Origin of the sequence: Cobetia sp. cqz5-12, assembly GCF_016495405.1 — a bacterium.
Lineage (GTDB): Bacteria > Pseudomonadota > Gammaproteobacteria > Pseudomonadales > Halomonadaceae > Cobetia.
On sequence record NZ_CP044522.1, the window covers coordinates 1,239,401 to 1,254,743 of the forward strand.

General features: G+C 64.5%; 12 protein-coding genes. 8 read left to right on the forward strand and 4 right to left on the reverse strand.

Annotated elements, in window-relative coordinates; all coding sequences use genetic code 11:
* Window positions 1-388: 388 nt before the first annotated feature.
* On the reverse strand, window positions 389-1,306 hold the full coding sequence (asd, locus tag F8A90_RS05285) for an archaetidylserine decarboxylase (RefSeq protein WP_200019290.1): 918 nt from the start codon (window positions 1,304-1,306) through the stop codon (window positions 389-391).
* A 252-nt stretch (window positions 1,307-1,558) separates the two neighbouring features.
* Window positions 1,559-2,422, reverse strand: a complete 864-nt coding sequence (locus F8A90_RS05290) for a sulfurtransferase (protein ID WP_200019291.1) — start codon at window positions 2,420-2,422, stop codon at window positions 1,559-1,561.
* A gap of 590 nt (window positions 2,423-3,012) precedes the next feature.
* Here F8A90_RS05290 and F8A90_RS05295 point away from each other — a divergent pair.
* The gene (locus F8A90_RS05295) at window positions 3,013-4,347 is read left to right on the forward strand and encodes an NCS2 family permease (RefSeq protein ID WP_153635353.1); all 1,335 of its coding nucleotides are present in this window, start codon (window positions 3,013-3,015) and stop codon (window positions 4,345-4,347) included.
* Between the two features lie 129 nt (window positions 4,348-4,476).
* Here F8A90_RS05295 and rsgA read toward each other — a convergent pair whose 3' ends face one another.
* Window positions 4,477-5,487: a small ribosomal subunit biogenesis GTPase RsgA gene (gene rsgA / locus F8A90_RS05300; protein ID WP_043335189.1), complete on the reverse strand. Its 1,011-nt coding sequence runs from the start codon at window positions 5,485-5,487 to the stop codon at window positions 4,477-4,479.
* Window positions 5,488-5,670: 183 nt separating this feature from the next.
* Between rsgA and orn the strand changes: the two genes are divergently transcribed.
* On the forward strand, window positions 5,671-6,243 hold the full coding sequence (gene orn, locus F8A90_RS05305) for an oligoribonuclease (RefSeq protein ID WP_200019292.1): 573 nt from the start codon (window positions 5,671-5,673) through the stop codon (window positions 6,241-6,243).
* Window positions 6,244-6,261: 18 nt separating this feature from the next.
* Here orn and queG read toward each other — a convergent pair whose 3' ends face one another.
* Window positions 6,262-7,332 (reverse strand): tRNA epoxyqueuosine(34) reductase QueG, encoded by a 1,071-nt coding sequence (queG, locus tag F8A90_RS05310; RefSeq protein ID WP_233593635.1) that lies wholly within the window; start codon window positions 7,330-7,332, stop codon window positions 6,262-6,264.
* Window positions 7,333-7,620: 288 nt separating this feature from the next.
* Here queG and F8A90_RS05315 point away from each other — a divergent pair, with 288 nt between their 5' ends.
* The 6 genes from F8A90_RS05315 to hfq all read left to right on the forward strand — a co-directional run bounded on the left by F8A90_RS05315 (window position 7,621) and on the right by hfq (window position 15,333).
* A complete protein-coding gene (locus tag F8A90_RS05315) occupies window positions 7,621-9,426 on the forward strand; it encodes an NAD(P)H-hydrate dehydratase (protein ID WP_200019294.1) in 1,806 nt (601 codons plus the stop codon).
* Window positions 9,407-9,892: a tRNA (adenosine(37)-N6)-threonylcarbamoyltransferase complex ATPase subunit type 1 TsaE gene (tsaE, locus tag F8A90_RS05320; RefSeq protein ID WP_200019295.1), complete on the forward strand. Its 486-nt coding sequence runs from the start codon at window positions 9,407-9,409 to the stop codon at window positions 9,890-9,892. Before F8A90_RS05315 ends, tsaE begins: the two co-directional genes overlap by 20 nt.
* Window positions 9,893-10,013: 121 nt before the next feature.
* Window positions 10,014-11,468 carry an N-acetylmuramoyl-L-alanine amidase gene (locus F8A90_RS05325; protein WP_200019889.1) on the forward strand — a complete coding sequence of 485 codons (1,455 nt, stop codon included), beginning with the start codon at window positions 10,014-10,016 and terminating at the stop codon, window positions 11,466-11,468.
* Between the two features lie 163 nt (window positions 11,469-11,631).
* Window positions 11,632-13,926 carry a DNA mismatch repair endonuclease MutL gene (gene mutL, locus F8A90_RS05330; protein ID WP_233593452.1) on the forward strand — a complete coding sequence of 765 codons (2,295 nt, stop codon included), beginning with the start codon at window positions 11,632-11,634 and terminating at the stop codon, window positions 13,924-13,926.
* A gap of 60 nt (window positions 13,927-13,986) precedes the next feature.
* Window positions 13,987-14,970 (forward strand): tRNA (adenosine(37)-N6)-dimethylallyltransferase MiaA, encoded by a 984-nt coding sequence (gene miaA / locus F8A90_RS05335; RefSeq protein ID WP_200019296.1) that lies wholly within the window; start codon window positions 13,987-13,989, stop codon window positions 14,968-14,970.
* 114 nt (window positions 14,971-15,084) lie between these two features.
* Entirely contained in the window at window positions 15,085-15,333 is a 249-nt protein-coding gene (gene hfq, locus F8A90_RS05340; RefSeq protein ID WP_043335203.1) for an RNA chaperone Hfq, read from the forward strand.
* Window positions 15,334-15,343 lie beyond the last annotated feature (10 nt).

Here is a 15,343-nt window from a genome sequence, read left to right on the forward strand (position 1 = left end):
GACTGGAGAAGTCAGCGTGGAGGGTTGGCGCTTGCCGGCGAAGCTCGCAGGCAAGGGGATGGCAGGACCAGGGCAATGGTCGCAGCGGGTCTTCTTTTATCGGGCATGGTGAAAGAAGGCGACAGATGATGGCTCGAACCCTCGGAGCCTTCGAGGCATCATCCGGCAGTCGCGTCGTGAGAGCGTGACGCCCGTCATGGAGGACTCTGATCTGTTTGGGCACTGAAGGTAGTGATCACCCCGATGGCAACGTTCATCGCGGGGCAAGGCAAGAAGGCGAGGAGCGCGGTCAGTCTCCTGTCGTTAAAAAGGGAAGCCAGGGGCTTCCCTTTTTTTATGTGCGGGCTTTATGCACGAGTGTCGTGCTCGCGCTCCGCCAGGCCTGACCTTATTTCTCGTCTGTGGCCGGCGTGTCCTGCGCCGTCTCTGTCGCATGCTCTTCTGCCTCGGCCGGGGCCGGCGCTGTCGCAGACGGACGCATGCCGAGTGACTGCCCCATGCTGACCTTCTGGCCCGGCGTCAGGGCGTCATCGAACTCGACGCTGTCCGGGAAGCACATCACCACGGTGGAGCCGAGCTGGAAGCGGCCCATCTCGGCACCATGCGCCAGTTCGATGAGTTGATCGAAACGGGTCGTCTCGACATCACCGGAAAGCGGCGTGACCTGACCACTCCAGACGGTCTTGATCGCCGCGACGATCATCGCGCCGACCAGCACCATCGCCATCGGACCGTGTTCGGTCTCGAAGATGCATACCAGTCGCTCGTTGCGCGCGAAGAGGCCCGGCACGTGCTTGGCAGTGGCTTCGTTGACCGAGAACAGGCTTCCCGGGACATAGGCCATCTCGACCAGGCGACCGGCCACCGGCATATGGACGCGATGATAGTCCTTCGGTGACAGATAGACGGTGGCGAAGCGGCCGTTGCGGAAGGGGGCGGCGCGCTCTTCACTGCCACCCAGCAGCTGGGTCAGCGAGAACGCCTGACCCTTGGCCTGCACCAGGGTGCCATGCTCGATGGCGCCGAACTGGGACAGCACGCCATCGGCCGGTGAGACCAGCCCTTCTCCGATGGGGCGGGCATCGGCCTTCAGCGCTCGGGTGAAGAAGTCATTGAAGCAGGCATAGGCGCGCGGATTCTCTTCCAGCGCTTCGCTCATGTTGACGTCGTAGGCCTTGATGAAACGCTCGATGAAGGTGTTCTTGACCCACGGATTGGTGCAGGCGGCGATACGGCCGATGAGGCGTGAGATCAGGTGCTGGGGCAGTGGGTACTGGCTCAGGGAAAACAGCTTGGCGCGATCCACGATGGCGATCCTTGCAGGCACTTTCAGGAATGAAAAGCCCGCTCCTCGAGAGGGCGGGCGTTGGCCGGCTCAAGCGGCGGCCAGCAGTTGGGCTGCACCTTAGCCCATCGTCAATAACGGCTCAAGCCTGCGGATTGCCGCAGCCGTGGGCCTGGCGACAGTTGCCAGGCAGGCCATGCGCGTCATCCCGACATGGCCTGCCTTGGCGTGCCGGCGCTCGAAAGGGGCATTCCAGTCTGCGATCGAGCGCCTTCAGCGTTCGATGGGCGTGTCGTCACGGTTGCCCCATTCCTTCCAGGAGCCCGGATAGGCGCGCACATCGCGGAAGCCCAGCGCCTGACCCACTAGCCAGGTCAGGCCGGAGCGGTGATGACTCTGGCAGTGCGTCACGATGTGCTGTTCGGGATTGAGGCCGCGAGCGCCCAGTTCGGTCACCAGCTCCGCATAGTCGCGGATGCGCAGGTTGCGCTCACGGTCCATGGCCTCGGTCCACTCGAAATGCACGGCGCCCGGGATATGGCCGAGGCGGGCGTTCTGGCCCTTTTCGCCGCGATACTCTTCCGCGGAGCGCGCATCCCAGACCACGACGCTCTCCTGCGGGTCCTCAGCGGCCAGCCGGTCGAGAATGTCTTCCCGCGTCGCCATCACGCTGGTGTCCATGTAGGCGGCATGATACTCGCTGGAGCTCCAGTCGCTGGCGGTGTCACTCAGTGGGAGGCCATCACCTTGCCATGCGTGCAGGCCACCATTGAGGTAGCTGTAGCGGGTATGGCCGAGCAGCGCCAGGGTCCACAGCAGGCGTCCGGCCCAGCCGCCGCCTTCATCGTCATAGGCCACCACATGGCTGTCGCGGGTGATGCCAAGCGCTGACATCACGTCAGACAGTGCCTCTGGGCTCGGCACGCCGGGAATGTCGTCATCATTGCTGCCGACCAGCTGCTTGAAGTCGAGCAGGCGAGCGCCGGGCACGTGACGCGCATGGCTCTCGGCTTTCAGCGGCACGTCGACGATCACGATATCAGGATGGTCGAGCACCTCCGCGAGCTGCTGCGGTTCGACGATCAAGGGCAGCAGGTCGGCTTCCGAGGGGGAAGGGTGTGAAGAGTCGTGAGACATGGCGTAATCCTTGCTTCTACGAAAAGAGTGATCCATCCGGCATCATGGCACGTCGGCTGGCACTGTGGTCAAGTCACTGCGGTCAAGGCACTGCGATCAAGACACTGCAATCAAGGCACTGCGGCGAGGCGAAGTGTCACCGCGCCAGATTCCTTGCCATCTTGTCCCCTGAAACGACATGTTTTCAGTATAATGCCGCGCGTCACATTCTGGGGCGAACGTGTGAATGTCCTGTGCGCGCCACGACCTGACCTTCTGGACAGCCTTCCGGACAGTTCAAGGACGGCTTCTGGTCAGCTGGCGAGGCCAGCCAGTAGTCCCAGCAGCCAGTAGATCCAGTAGGTCTTGTAGGTCTTGTAAAAAGAAGCGCTTGTTTCAGCGCAGTAGGCCTTGGGCGAATGCCACATTCTGGCCCTCGGGATCATCCTCTTCGCGGCCTCAGGCAATACACTGTCTGTCGCCAGTGGCGCTGCTGCACTCTTCGAGTGCGGTACGGGCGCTCAACGTGTGTCATTTCGGTGCAGCGTATCGGCGACTTGTCGACGCTTAGCTGCTACTCAATCGCTTCATCCTGAACGGGAGTCATCATCTTGCTCGAGCGCCTATTCTCACTGCGTGCCGAAGGCACCACGACGCGCACGGAAGTGCTGGCGGGCATCGCCACCTTCATGGCGTCGATGTACATCATCGTGGTCAACCCCGGCATCCTGTCAGCCGCCGGCGTGCCATTCAGTGCCGCCCTCACGGCGACGGTGCTGGTCAGCTTCTTCGGCAGCCTGATGATGGGCCTGTACGCGCGCAACCCGATCCTGGTCGCGCCGGGCATGGGCATCAATGCCCTGTTCGCCTACACCATGGTGCTGGGCGGCGGCATGAGCTGGGAGGTCGCGCTGGGCTGCGTGTTCTGGGCCGGCGTCATCTTCGCGGTACTGGCCCTGTTCAACGTGCGCCGCCTGGTGATCGATGCGATTCCCGCTCAGCTTCGCTACGCCATCGCCTGTGGTATCGGCCTGTTCATCACCCTGATCGGTCTGGTGAATGCCAAGCTGATCGTCTCCAACCCGGTCACCGTGGTCAGCGTGGCGCCGATGACGCCCTCGCTGGTGGTCTTCCTGCTGGGGCTGGCGCTGACCGCCATCCTGGTCGCGAAGCGCATTCACGGCGCACTGATCATCGGCATCATCGTCACGACCCTGATGGCGACCACCATCGGGCGTCTGTGGGGGGATGGCAGCGCCTACTTCCCGCCGGAGATCGCTCAGCCGACGCTGGTCAACTTCACCGGTATCTTCGCTGCGCCTGATTTCAGCGGCCTGCTGGCGCTGGACCTGCTCGGTTCGCTCAAGGTGGCCTATGCGCCGTTCATCTTCGTCATCCTGTTCACGGTGTTCTTCGATGCGCTCTCGACCTTCATGGCGGTGGCCGAGGCGGGCAATCTGAAGGACGAGAATGGTGACCCGCGCAATATCCGTCGCTCGATGATGGTCGATGCCTTCTCGGCGTTGGTGTCCGCGCCACTGGGTACCAGCCCGGCGAATGCCTACATCGAATCGGCGGCCGGTATCAGCCAGGGCGGACGCACCGGGCTGGTCGCGGTGGTGGTGGCGCTCTGCTTCCTGCCGTTCCTGTTCCTGGCACCGTTGCTGTCGCTGGTGCCGTCCATCGCGACTGCCCCGGCGCTGATTCTGGTCGGCGTGTTCATGATGGAGCCGATCGGCAAGATCCATTGGCACCAGTTCGATGATGCGATTCCGGCCTTCATCGCCATGGTGATGATTCCGCTGACCTATTCCATCACGCACGGTATCGTGTTCGGTTTCCTGAGCTTCGTGGTCATCAAGCTCGGCGTCGGCAAGGCGCGCGAGATTCGCCCGACCATGTGGGTGCTGTTCGCGCTGTCACTGCTGCTGTTGCTGGAAGGCTAGGCTTCGAAAGCGGCAGTGACGTGTCTCGAGAGTGTGATGTATCTCGAGGGCCTCGAGCATGAAAAAGCCCCGCCAGGCAGTGACTGCCTGGCGGGGCTTTTTGTTGACGGCTTTTTTGATTGCGCCTGATCAGCTTTCGGTCAGCGAGAGCAGGATCTTCTTGTAGCTCTCGAAGCGCACGCGGCCGATTTCACCGTTGTCCACGGCCTGCAGCAGGGCGCAGCCCGGCTCCTTCTCGTGCTTGCAGTCGCGAAAGCGGCAATAGCCGAGATAGTCGTGGAACTCGCGGAAGCCGTCGGTGACCTGTTCAGGCGTCAGGTGCACCAGGCCGAATTCACGGATGCCGGGCGAGTCGATCAGGTCACCGCCATCCGGCATGTGATAGAGCCAGGCGGTGGTGGTGGTGTGCATGCCCTGGCGTGATTCGGCCGACAGCGGGCCGACACGAACCTCTTCTCTGGGCAGCAGCATGCCGATCAGGGATGACTTGCCGACGCCACTCTGGCCGACGAAGACCGAGGTGCGGTCGCTGAGCTGGGCCTTGAGGGCGTCCAGCCCCGACTCGCCACGCGTGGTGCAGGCGACGACTTCGTAGCCGAGCGCTTCATAGCGCGCCAGCAGGTCGCGCAGCTCACCGCCGCTTTCCGGCAGCAGGTCGACCTTGTTGAGCACCAGCACCGGCGTGATGCCGGTGGCTTCCGCGGCGATCAGATAACGGTCGATCAGGTTGGGCTGCGGGGCGGGCTCGGCGGCGAACACGATCAGGATCTGATCGATGTTGGCCGCCACCGGCTTGAGCACGCCACGCATGTCGGGGCGTTCAAGCTCGGTGGTGCGTGCGCCACGCGCGACGACCACGCCGCTGGCGTCGCTGGCTTCGCGCCAGATGACCCGGTCACCGGTGACCAGCGTCTCGAGGTTGGCGCGCAGGTGGCAGCGGTGCAGGCTGCCGGATTCGCTCTCGACTTCCAGGCTGCGCCCGTAGTGGGCGATGACACGGCCATGCTGCTCCGGGCCATATTCGCCGGCGTCGAGCTTGTCACGGTCCTGCGTCTCGCGCTTTTCGGCGCGCTTGGTACGCTCGGCCTGCACCTTCTCGATTCGCCATTGCTGCTGGCGGCTTAGCTTGCGTTTACTCATGCTTGGCTGGTGACTCCGGTCGCCGTTCGTTCGCCAGGGATGGGAGAGTCTTCCCCCCTTTGCGGCGCGATTGTACCCTTTGCGCCCTCGGGTGTCGTGCGACGCCCCGGGATGGCGTGTGATACTGCTGTCATCGACTGGCGTCCCGCGCCATTCCATCATCTGCTCAGCAAGGAGTGACCCATGGCAAATCCCACCGCGCAGGCCGACCGCCTCATCTGGATCGACCTGGAAATGACCGGTCTCGACCCGGCGCGTGAGCGTATCATCGAGGTGGCCACCCTGGTCACCGACGGCGACCTCAACCTGATTGCCGAAGGCCCGGTGCTGGCCGTGCATCAGCCGGACAGCCTGCTGGGGGCGATGGATGAGTGGAATACGCGCACCCATGGTGAATCCGGGCTGGTGAAGCGCGTCAAGGAAAGTCAGATCGATACCGCCGAAGCCGAACGCCAGACCCTCGAGTTCCTTGCCCGGCACGTGGCGGCAGGTGCCTCGCCGATGTGTGGCAACAGCGTGCATCAGGACCGCCGCTTCCTGCAGCACGAGATGCCGTTGCTGGAGGAATTCTTCCACTATCGCAACATCGATGTCTCGACCCTTAAAGAGCTGGCCAAGCGCTGGAATCCAGCCGCGCTGGACGGTTTCAAGAAGCGTGCGACCCACCAGGCGATGGACGATATCCGTGAATCACTGGCGGAGCTTGCGCATTATCGCAAGACCTTCCTCAAGCTGACCCAGCAGGGCATCGTCTGAGCGATTCGGGGATGGAGGTCAGAGCGCGGTGGCCAGGCGGGCGCCGCGCTTGATGGCCTGCTCCTTCAGCGCCCAGCGCACATGCTCGCGCAGTGGCTCGCTGGGGTAGGCCAGGCGGGCGCGCAGCACATGCTCGACCTGCTCTGACCAGGGCGCATTGCCCAGCCCGATGGCGATGTTGGAGAGCCACTTCTCGTAGCCGATGCGTCGAATCGGGCTGCCTTCCGTCTTGCTGAGGAATTCCTGCTCCCCCCAGCAGAACAGGCGAATCAGCTCGATGCGATCCAGGTCATGGCGCGGCGAGAAGTCAGTCTCCTGGGTCGCCTTGGCGAAGCGCGTGAAGGGGCAGAACAGCTGACAGTCATCGCAGCCATAGATGCGGTTGCCCATCGGGCGACGGAATTCCTCGGGGATGGCACCATCGAGCTCGATGGTCAGGTACGAGATGCAGCGCCGCGCATCGACGACCTTGTCCTCGACGATGGCGTCCGTCGGGCAGGCGACCTTGCAGGCGTTGCAGCTGCCGCAGTGTTCCTTTTCAAAGGGGGCGTCCACCGGCAGGGGCAGGTCGGTGTAGAGTTCGCCCAGGAAGAACAGGCAGCCGGCCTGCTGATTCATCAGCATGGCGTTCTTGCCGAACCAGCCGATGCCGGCCTTCTGCGCCAGGGCGCGCTCCATCACCGGAGCGGAGTCGACGAAGGCGCGATAGCCGAACTTGCCGACTTCCTTCTCGATCTGCTTGGCCAGGTTGGCCAGTCGCTTGCGCATCAGCTTGTGGTAATCACGCCCCAGCGCGTAGCGTGACACATAGGCGCGCTGTGGTTGGCTGAGCACCTGAGTGGTCTCGACCTCGGGCGGCAGGTAATCGAGGCGCACGCTGATGACGCGCAGTGTCCCGGGCACCAGCTCTTCAGGACGAGTGCGCTTGGTGCCGTGCTTGGCCATGAAATTCATCTCGCCGTGATGGCCATTGGCCAGCCAGCGTTCCAGATAGGCTTCATGGGCCGAGAGGTCGACATCGGTGATGCCGACCTGCTGAAAACCCAGCTCGCGCCCCCATGTCTTGATGCGCGTCGCCAGTTCCGCCATGGCCTGTTCATCGGCAGCGGGGCTTCCGGTGTCGGCAGGCGAAGCGGCGGCGGTGGATGAGTGCGAAGCAGACATGGGGTTTCCAGCGAGATCAAGGGCAGAGGCGCGCCACCTTAGCGCAACTTGCCGGTCAGCCCAAGCGTGCTGCCTGAGGGCGCGAGCACGTCAGGTAAGGTGCAGTGGAAAGGAAGGCGGTACGCAACGCCATGCCTCACGCCAGGCAACGCGCCTCTATACAGGCAACGAACATCCAGTCAGGCAACGGATATCCAGACAAGGAGTGTAGGCATGACAGCGCACCAATCGACCTCTGACCAGACCTGCCCGCCGCCTTCTTCGGCGACCATGACGCTGTGGCGTTCGGTCAACTGTCTGTGGCCGTTGGCGGCGCTGCGTGATCTGGAGCACTGGATGCTCGCGGAAGAGACCATTGCCGCTGACAGTGGCCAGAGCGAGGCGCCGGTGGAGAAGCGCCTGATGGGGCGCGCCGCGCAATCGGCGTTCGATCTGCTGCGTCAGCGTTGGCCGGAGTCGCGCAGAGTGTGCGTGCTGTGTGGTGGCGGCAACAATGGCGGCGATGGCTATCTGCTGGCGCGTCTGGCATTGCTGGCGGGCTTCGAGGTGCGGGTCATCGCCTTGACGCCGGAGGATGCCTTGACCGGTGATGCGCAGCTGGCCGCGATCGCGGCGCGCGAGGCTGGCGTCGAGACGCTGGCATGGCCGAAGGCCGATGAGGAGGCGGCGGATGCGCTGCTCAAGGGCTGGCCCTTGCTGGTGGATGCGCTGACCGGCATCGGCCTGCGCGATGCGCCGCGCGGCAGCGTGGTCGAAGCCATCGAGCGCATCAATCACGCTCATCAGCAGGGCGTGCATGTCATGGCGCTGGATGTGCCCTCAGGCTTGAACGCCGCGACGGGTGCAGTCGCGGGTGTCGCCGTGGAGGCGGATGTGACGCTGACGTTTCTGGTCGACAAGCCGGGCCTGCACACCGGTCGTGCCGAGCTGCACGCCGGGCATGTCAGTCTGGCGCGCCTGGGCGCGGCGCGTGTATTGCCAGAGGTGGTCGCGCAGTCGCGTACCGCGGCATTGCTGGCCCGGGACGGCGTACAGCGCCTGACGCCGCGCTGGCTGGAGTCCGAGCTGGTGCCACGTTCGCCGCTGGCCCACAAGGGTGACACCGGCAGCGTGCTGGTGTTCGGTGGCGGGCCGGGGCTGGGCGGCTCGGTATTGCTGGCCAGCGAAGCGGCGGCACGGGCCGGCGCCGGCAAGGTCGCGCTGCTGACGGCGCCTGCGCATATCAGCGCCAGCCTGACGCGCTGCCCTGAGGTCATGGCGCGCGGCCTCAAGAGTGGCCCGGAGGGCAGCAGCCACGATGGCTTCGCCGTGCTTGAGTCACAGCTGGCACAGGCCAGCGTGACGTTGGTTGGCCCGGGCATGGGTACCGAGAGTCTCGAGAGCATGCTGTGGGGCTGGGGCGGCATGTCGCGGGTGCTGGCGGCGGGTCAGCCGCTGGTCGTGGATGCCGATGGCCTGAGCCTGCTGGCCTGGCGCGCGAGCGAAGGCGAGATCATCCGCCGCGACGACTGGGTGCTGACGCCGCATCCTGGCGAGGCCGCGCGTCTGCTCGATTGCAGTGTGGCGGACGTCGAACATGACCGGATCGCAGCCGCAAGAGCGCTCCAGCAGCGTTTCGGCGGCAGCGTGGTACTCAAGGGCGCGGGCAGTCTGGTGGCGAGCCCTGCGGGAGTTCTCGAGGGGCCGGCGGTGGCGCTTTGCCCCTATGGCAACCCGGGCATGGCCAGTGGCGGCATGGGCGATGTGCTGGGTGGCATCATCGCGGGGCTGGCGGCGCAGGCGCTCAACGGCGGCTTCGATGCACGCCAGCCGCGTTCATCCCCAGATGAAGCGGCACAGGCGCGGCGAGTCACGCGCGCCATGGCACAGGCGGCCAGGCTCGGGGTGCTGGTGCATGCCCTGGCGGCCGACCGGGCGGTACAGGAGCGTGGTGAACGTGGCCTGCTCGCAGGTGATCTGGCATCCTATATGCATTTATTGCTCAATCCACGGGCCCGAGATGCGCATACTTCTGTCTGATGAAAACGCCCAGGTTGCCTTCGGCACTCAATTGGGAAATATCCTTGCCGGCCGCGGGCTGGTGTTTCTGGAGGGCGAGCTGGGGGCGGGCAAGACGACCCTGACCCGCGGCGTGCTGCGCGCCTATGGTCACCAGGGTGCGGTCAAGAGCCCGACCTACACCCTGGTGGAGCCCTACGTGCTGCCACGGGCCGAGGGTGGCGAGTGGCACATCAACCACTTCGACCTCTACCGTCTTGCCGACCCTGAAGAGCTCGAGTTCATCGGAGGGCGCGATCTGCTCGCCGCCGACAGCTTGGCGCTGATCGAGTGGCCGAGCTGTGGTCAGGGCTTTCTGCCCACGCCGGATCTGCGCATCACGCTGTTCGTCGCCGACGAAGGGCGCGAGGCCGAATTGACGGCCATGACACCGCGAGGTGAGGGTTGGTTGGCAACACTGGCCGAGCATCGAACCTCTCAGGCATGATGACGCCGATCCGCTTGCCATGTCTGGCGGCGCAGTGTCCGGTCATTCGTTATCTTCATTCATGTTCTTTCTGTCTGGGTCATCCTGTCTGATGCCTGAAATAGCGTCCAAAATTCCCCGTATGCGTCTGGCGCGCAGCTTCCGTCGCTGGCTGGCGGGTGGTGTCGTCTGCTCGCTTGCCAGTCTGGTGCTGGCGCCGCAGGCGCTGGCCGCCAAGGTCGAGAACCTGCGCCTGTGGACCGCGCCGGACCACACGCGGCTGGTGTTCGATCTCGACAGTGCCGCCAAGGCCAAGGTCTTCGGCCTCGACAATCCGCGCCGTCTGGTGATCGACCTTGCCGGCAGCGAAGTGGCCAGTGCCGCGGTCGAGCGAAAGTTCGCCGCGCTGAATCTCGAAGGCAGCGCCATCAAGTCGATCCGCAGCGGACGTCAGGGGGATGCCCTGCGTGTGGTGCTCGACCTGACGCGGCCGGTCAATCCCAAGGACTTCACGCTGGCGCCGAATGCCAAGTACGGCAATCGCCTGGTGGTGGATCTCGAGTTCCCCGGCGAGTCGGCGGTCGAGAATCCCATCGACCCCATCGAGGCCCGTATCCGCGAGCAGGAGCAGGCCGCGGCCAAGCGCAAGCTGAAGGGCGAGCCGGCGGAACCTGTGGTCAATACCCAGGCGGCGGCACATCCCAAGCGTGACATCATCATCGCGATCGACCCTGGCCACGGCGGGGAAGACCCGGGCGCCAGCGGCCCTGGCGGGACTCGGGAGAAGGATGTGGTGCTCAAGATCGGCAAGCGCCTCAAGCGCATGTTCGATGCCCAGCCCGGCTTCAAGGCCATCCTGACCCGCAACAGCGATTACTACATACCGCTGCGCAAGCGCACCGAGATCGCGCGTGAGCAGAAGGCTGACTTCTTCGTCTCGATTCACGCCGATGCCTTCAACAGCCCGCGCCCGCACGGCAGCTCGGTCTTTGCACTTTCAAGCCGCGGCGCGACGTCCGAGACCGCACGCTGGCTGGCCGCCACCGAGAACCGTGCCGACCTGATCGGGGGCGTGGATGGCAATCTCAGCCTGAATGACAAGGATGAGATGCTGCGTGGCGTATTGCTCGACCTGACCATGACCGCAACGCTCAACGATTCGCTGGCGGCGGGTAGCGGCGTACTGGCCAACCTCGGACGCATGAATTCCCTGCACAAGCGTCAGGTGGAGCAGGCGGGCTTCGTGGTGCTCAAGTCGCCGGATATCCCCTCGCTGCTGGTGGAGACGGGCTTCATCTCCAATCCCCAGGAGGAGCGCAACCTCAACAGCGGCCCCTATCAGGAGAAGCTGGCGCGCTCGATCTTCTCGGGAATCCAGAGCCACTTCGAGCGCAATCCGCCGCCCGCAAGTCTGCTGGCGTGGCAGCGCAGCCAGGCACGCGGTGGCAACGGCGGCGAATATCGCGTCAAGAGTGGCGATACGCTGTCGGAAGTGGCCCAGCGCCACAACGTGAGCATGGCGGCCCTCAAGCAGGCCAACAACATGAGTGGCGACACGGTGCGCGTGGGTCAGCTGCTCAAGATTCCACGCAGCTGAACCTGACGTCATGAAGTCGCCTTGACCGCGCCTTGCGTTGGCAGGGCGCAGACACTGTCCGCTGATGCAGTTCCGGCATGCGTTGCTTGCCGTGGCTGGGTCGGCGGACAGTATCGTTTTCAGAGAAGCGGCGTTTTTCGCTCGTGTATCCAGGAGTCTATCGATGTCTGACGAGCTGACCGACATGCAGCCCGCTCGCCCTGGCGAGCGACGGATCCGTATCCTCAATCCGCGCCTTGCCAACCAGATCGCGGCGGGTGAAGTCGTGGAGCGGCCGGCCTCCGTGGTCAAGGAGCTGGTCGAGAACGCCATCGATGCCGGCAGCACCCGCATCGAGCTGGAGCTTGAGGGTGGCGGTGCGCGATTGATCCGCGTGCGCGACAACGGCTGCGGCATCACCGAGGAAGACCTGCCGCTGGCGCTGTCACGGCATGCAACCAGCAAGATCGAGAGCCTGGATGACCTCGAGGGTGTGGCGAGCCTCGGTTTCCGGGGCGAGGCACTGGCCTCGATCAGTTCAGTCTCGCGGCTGGAGCTGTTCTCGAATGTCTCGGATGAGCCGGCCAATGGCTGGCGTGTGGTGGCGGAAGGGCGCGAGATGGCACCGCGTGTCTCCCCTGCGCCGCACCCGCGTGGCACCAGCGTCGCCGTGCGGGATCTGTTCTTCAATACGCCGGCGCGCCGCAAGTTCATGCGCACCGAGAAGACCGAGTTCGGCCATGTCGAGGAAAGCTTCCGCCGTCTGGCATTGTCACGCCACGATATCGGCTGGACGCTGCGTCACAACCAGAAGGTGGTGCATCAGCTGCGCGCCGGTGAAGATACCCTGACGGTGGAGCGGCGCATCGGTGCGCTGCTGGGTCGCAACTTCCTCGAGCATGCGCTGCACCTGGATATCGAGGCCTCCGGCCTGCGCCTGTCCGGTTGGGTGGGCTTGCCGACGCACTCGCGTGCCCAGGCTGATCAGCAGTACTTCTTCGTCAATGGCCGCGTGGTGCGCGACCGGCTGGTCGCGCATGCCGTGCGTCAGGCCTATCGCGATGTGCTGTTCCATGGTCGGCATCCGGTGTTCGTGCTCTATCTGGAGCTCGACCCGACGGTGGTGGATGTCAACGTTCACCCGACCAAGCACGAAGTGCGCTTCCGGGACGGGCGCCTGGTGCATGATTTCCTGTTCTCGAGCCTGCACAAGGCGCTGGCCGAGGTGCGCCCCGGTGACAACAGCGCCGCACCTACCGGCATTGAAGGGCAAGAGAAGGAAGAGGACCCCGGCTGGCAGCAGCAGGGCATGCGACTTGGCCGTCAGGAACAGGATGCCCAGCAGAATGGCGCGTCAGGACAGCAATCGTCATCGGCTGGTCCGCAAGCCGGGGGCGGTTCGTCAGCCTCGCCGAGCGCGTCTGCAGGCGCTGGGGCCGTCTGGAAGCCTTCCTCGCAGCTGCCGCCTGCCGGTGATGGTCGCTCCAGCGAACGCCTGAGCGCCGAGCGTGTGCGTCAATTCATGGCCGGCTATCGGGCACTGCACCCCAGCGAAGATCATCTGTTGACGCCGGGTGGTGGAGCCGGCGGCGCGGGCGCAACCAATGATCCGGCGGCGATCGCCAGTGCCGAGCGTGAGGCGCGGCGTGCGCCACGTGTCACGCTAGGCGAAGGTGGCCGTGAAAGTGACGGCGAAGGCGCAGGACAAGGGGATGCGCAGGCCGGTGTCGCGGAAGCTGCGCCCGGCTGGCGAGTCGACTCGCCTCCGGCGGGTGGGCCGTCCGTTGCCGCGCCTCCCAGCGACGCCGTGTCTGGCATGTCGGCGTCGTCTGGCTCTAGTGGCTCGGCAGTGGTGATGCGTGGTCTGCCGGCCCAGAGTGACGACGATGACACCCCGCCGCTGGGCTACGCCGTGGCGCAGCTGCATGGCGTCTACATCCTGTCGCAGACCTCGCGCGGGCTGGTGATGGTCGACATGCATGCCGCTCATGAGCGCATCACCTATGAGCGCATGAAGCAGCATGTGCATGGTGGCGGCCATCTGGAGGCCCAGCCGCTGCTGGTGCCGGTATCGCTGGCGGTCAGTTCGCGCGAGATGGGCACCTTCGAGCGCGAGTCCGAGGCGTTCACGCGGCTGGGCGTCGAGCTGGATGCTGCCGGGCCGGAAACGCTGCTGGTGCGTCAGGTACCGGTCGTGCTCGGCAATGCCGATGTGGAACCCCTGGTGCGTGGCATGCTGGAAGACCTCGAGCGCTATGGGCGCAGTGACCGCATGGAGGCGCACATGAATGAACTGCTCGCCGACATGGCGTGTCGCGGCAGCGTGCGTGCCAACCGCCGTCTGACGATTCCGGAAATGAATGCCCTGCTGCGTGACATGGAGCGCACCGAGCGCTCCGGGCAATGCAATCATGGCCGACCGACCTGGACCGAGCTTTCGATGCATGAGCTCGACAAGCTGTTCCTGCGTGGCCAGTAGATGACGCCCCGTGTCGTCGCGGTTCACCCCTGATTCACCTCCCAGCCCAGACAATAGGCCATGACCCAGATTCAACCCCCTGAAGATTCCCGACACCACGCGCCTGAGGTGGCTGACAAGCCGCCTGTCGTGTTGTTGATGGGGCCGACAGCCTCCGGCAAGACCGACCTCGCCATTCGCTGGCACGAGGAGCAGGGCGCGGAGCTGGTCAGTGTCGATTCGGCGCTGATCTATCGCGGCATGGATATCGGCACGGCCAAGCCGAGCGCGGCAGAGCTGGCCCGAGCGCCACACCGCCTGATCGACTTTCTCGACCCGCTGGAGAGCTATTCCGCCGCCGAGTTCCGTCGCGATGCGCTGGCGCATATCGCCGAGATCCAGTCCCGCGGCAAGATGCCGCTGCTGGTCGGTGGCACCATGATGTATTTCAAGCGTCTGTTGGAAGGCGTGGCGGAGCTTCCGGCGGCGGATGCCGAGCTGCGCGCGGAGCTCGAGGCGCGCATCCAGTCCGAGGGGCTGGATGTGCTGCATGCGCAGCTGGCGCGGCTTGATCCGGCCACGGCACAGCGCATTCGGGCCACTGACCCCCAGCGGCTGACACGTGCACTGGAGGTCTGTCTGATCAGCGGGCGCCCGATGAGCGAGCTGCTCGCGGAGCAGCCAGAGGCGGAACTTCCGTTCCACCCGATAGCGATCGCACTGGCGCCCCACGATAGAGCCGTGTTACATGAACGTATCGAGACGCGTTTTGATCAGATGTTGGAACAGGGCTTCATTGCCGAGGTCGAAGCGCTTAAGGCACGTCCGGAGCTGCATGCGGGCCTGCCCTCGATACGTTGTGTCGGCTACCGTCAGGTGTGGGATTTTCTCGATGGCCATCTGAGCCGGGATGAGATGCGCGAACGCGGCATCATCGCGACGCGTCAACTCGCCAAGCGACAGTTGACCTGGTTGCGGAGCTGGCAGGGGATTCACCCGGTGGATTCCATGGGTGTAGATCCTTACAGTGAAACCTTGAAAATCGTGCGCCAGACCTGCACTTAGCGTAACATGAGCGGTCACGACCCGCGCCCGTGAAGCCCCCTCAAGAGGGCAACCCGGAGCGCTGGCGAACATAACCATACTTACCTCGAACGAGACATTTTTACGGAGAGTCACATGTCCAAAGGTCAATCACTCCAGGACCCGTACCTGAACATCCTGCGCAAGGAACGTATCCCGGTCTCGATCTTCCTGGTCAACGGCATCAAGCTGCAGGGCCAGATCGAATCCTTCGATCAGTTCGTGATCCTGCTGCGCAATACTGTCTCCCAGATGGTTTACAAGCACGCTATCTCGACCGTGGTGCCGTCGCGCAATGTGCGCCTGCCGGCCCAGGATCCGAGCGTGCCGTCCACAGAAAGCTGAAGTTAGAGGC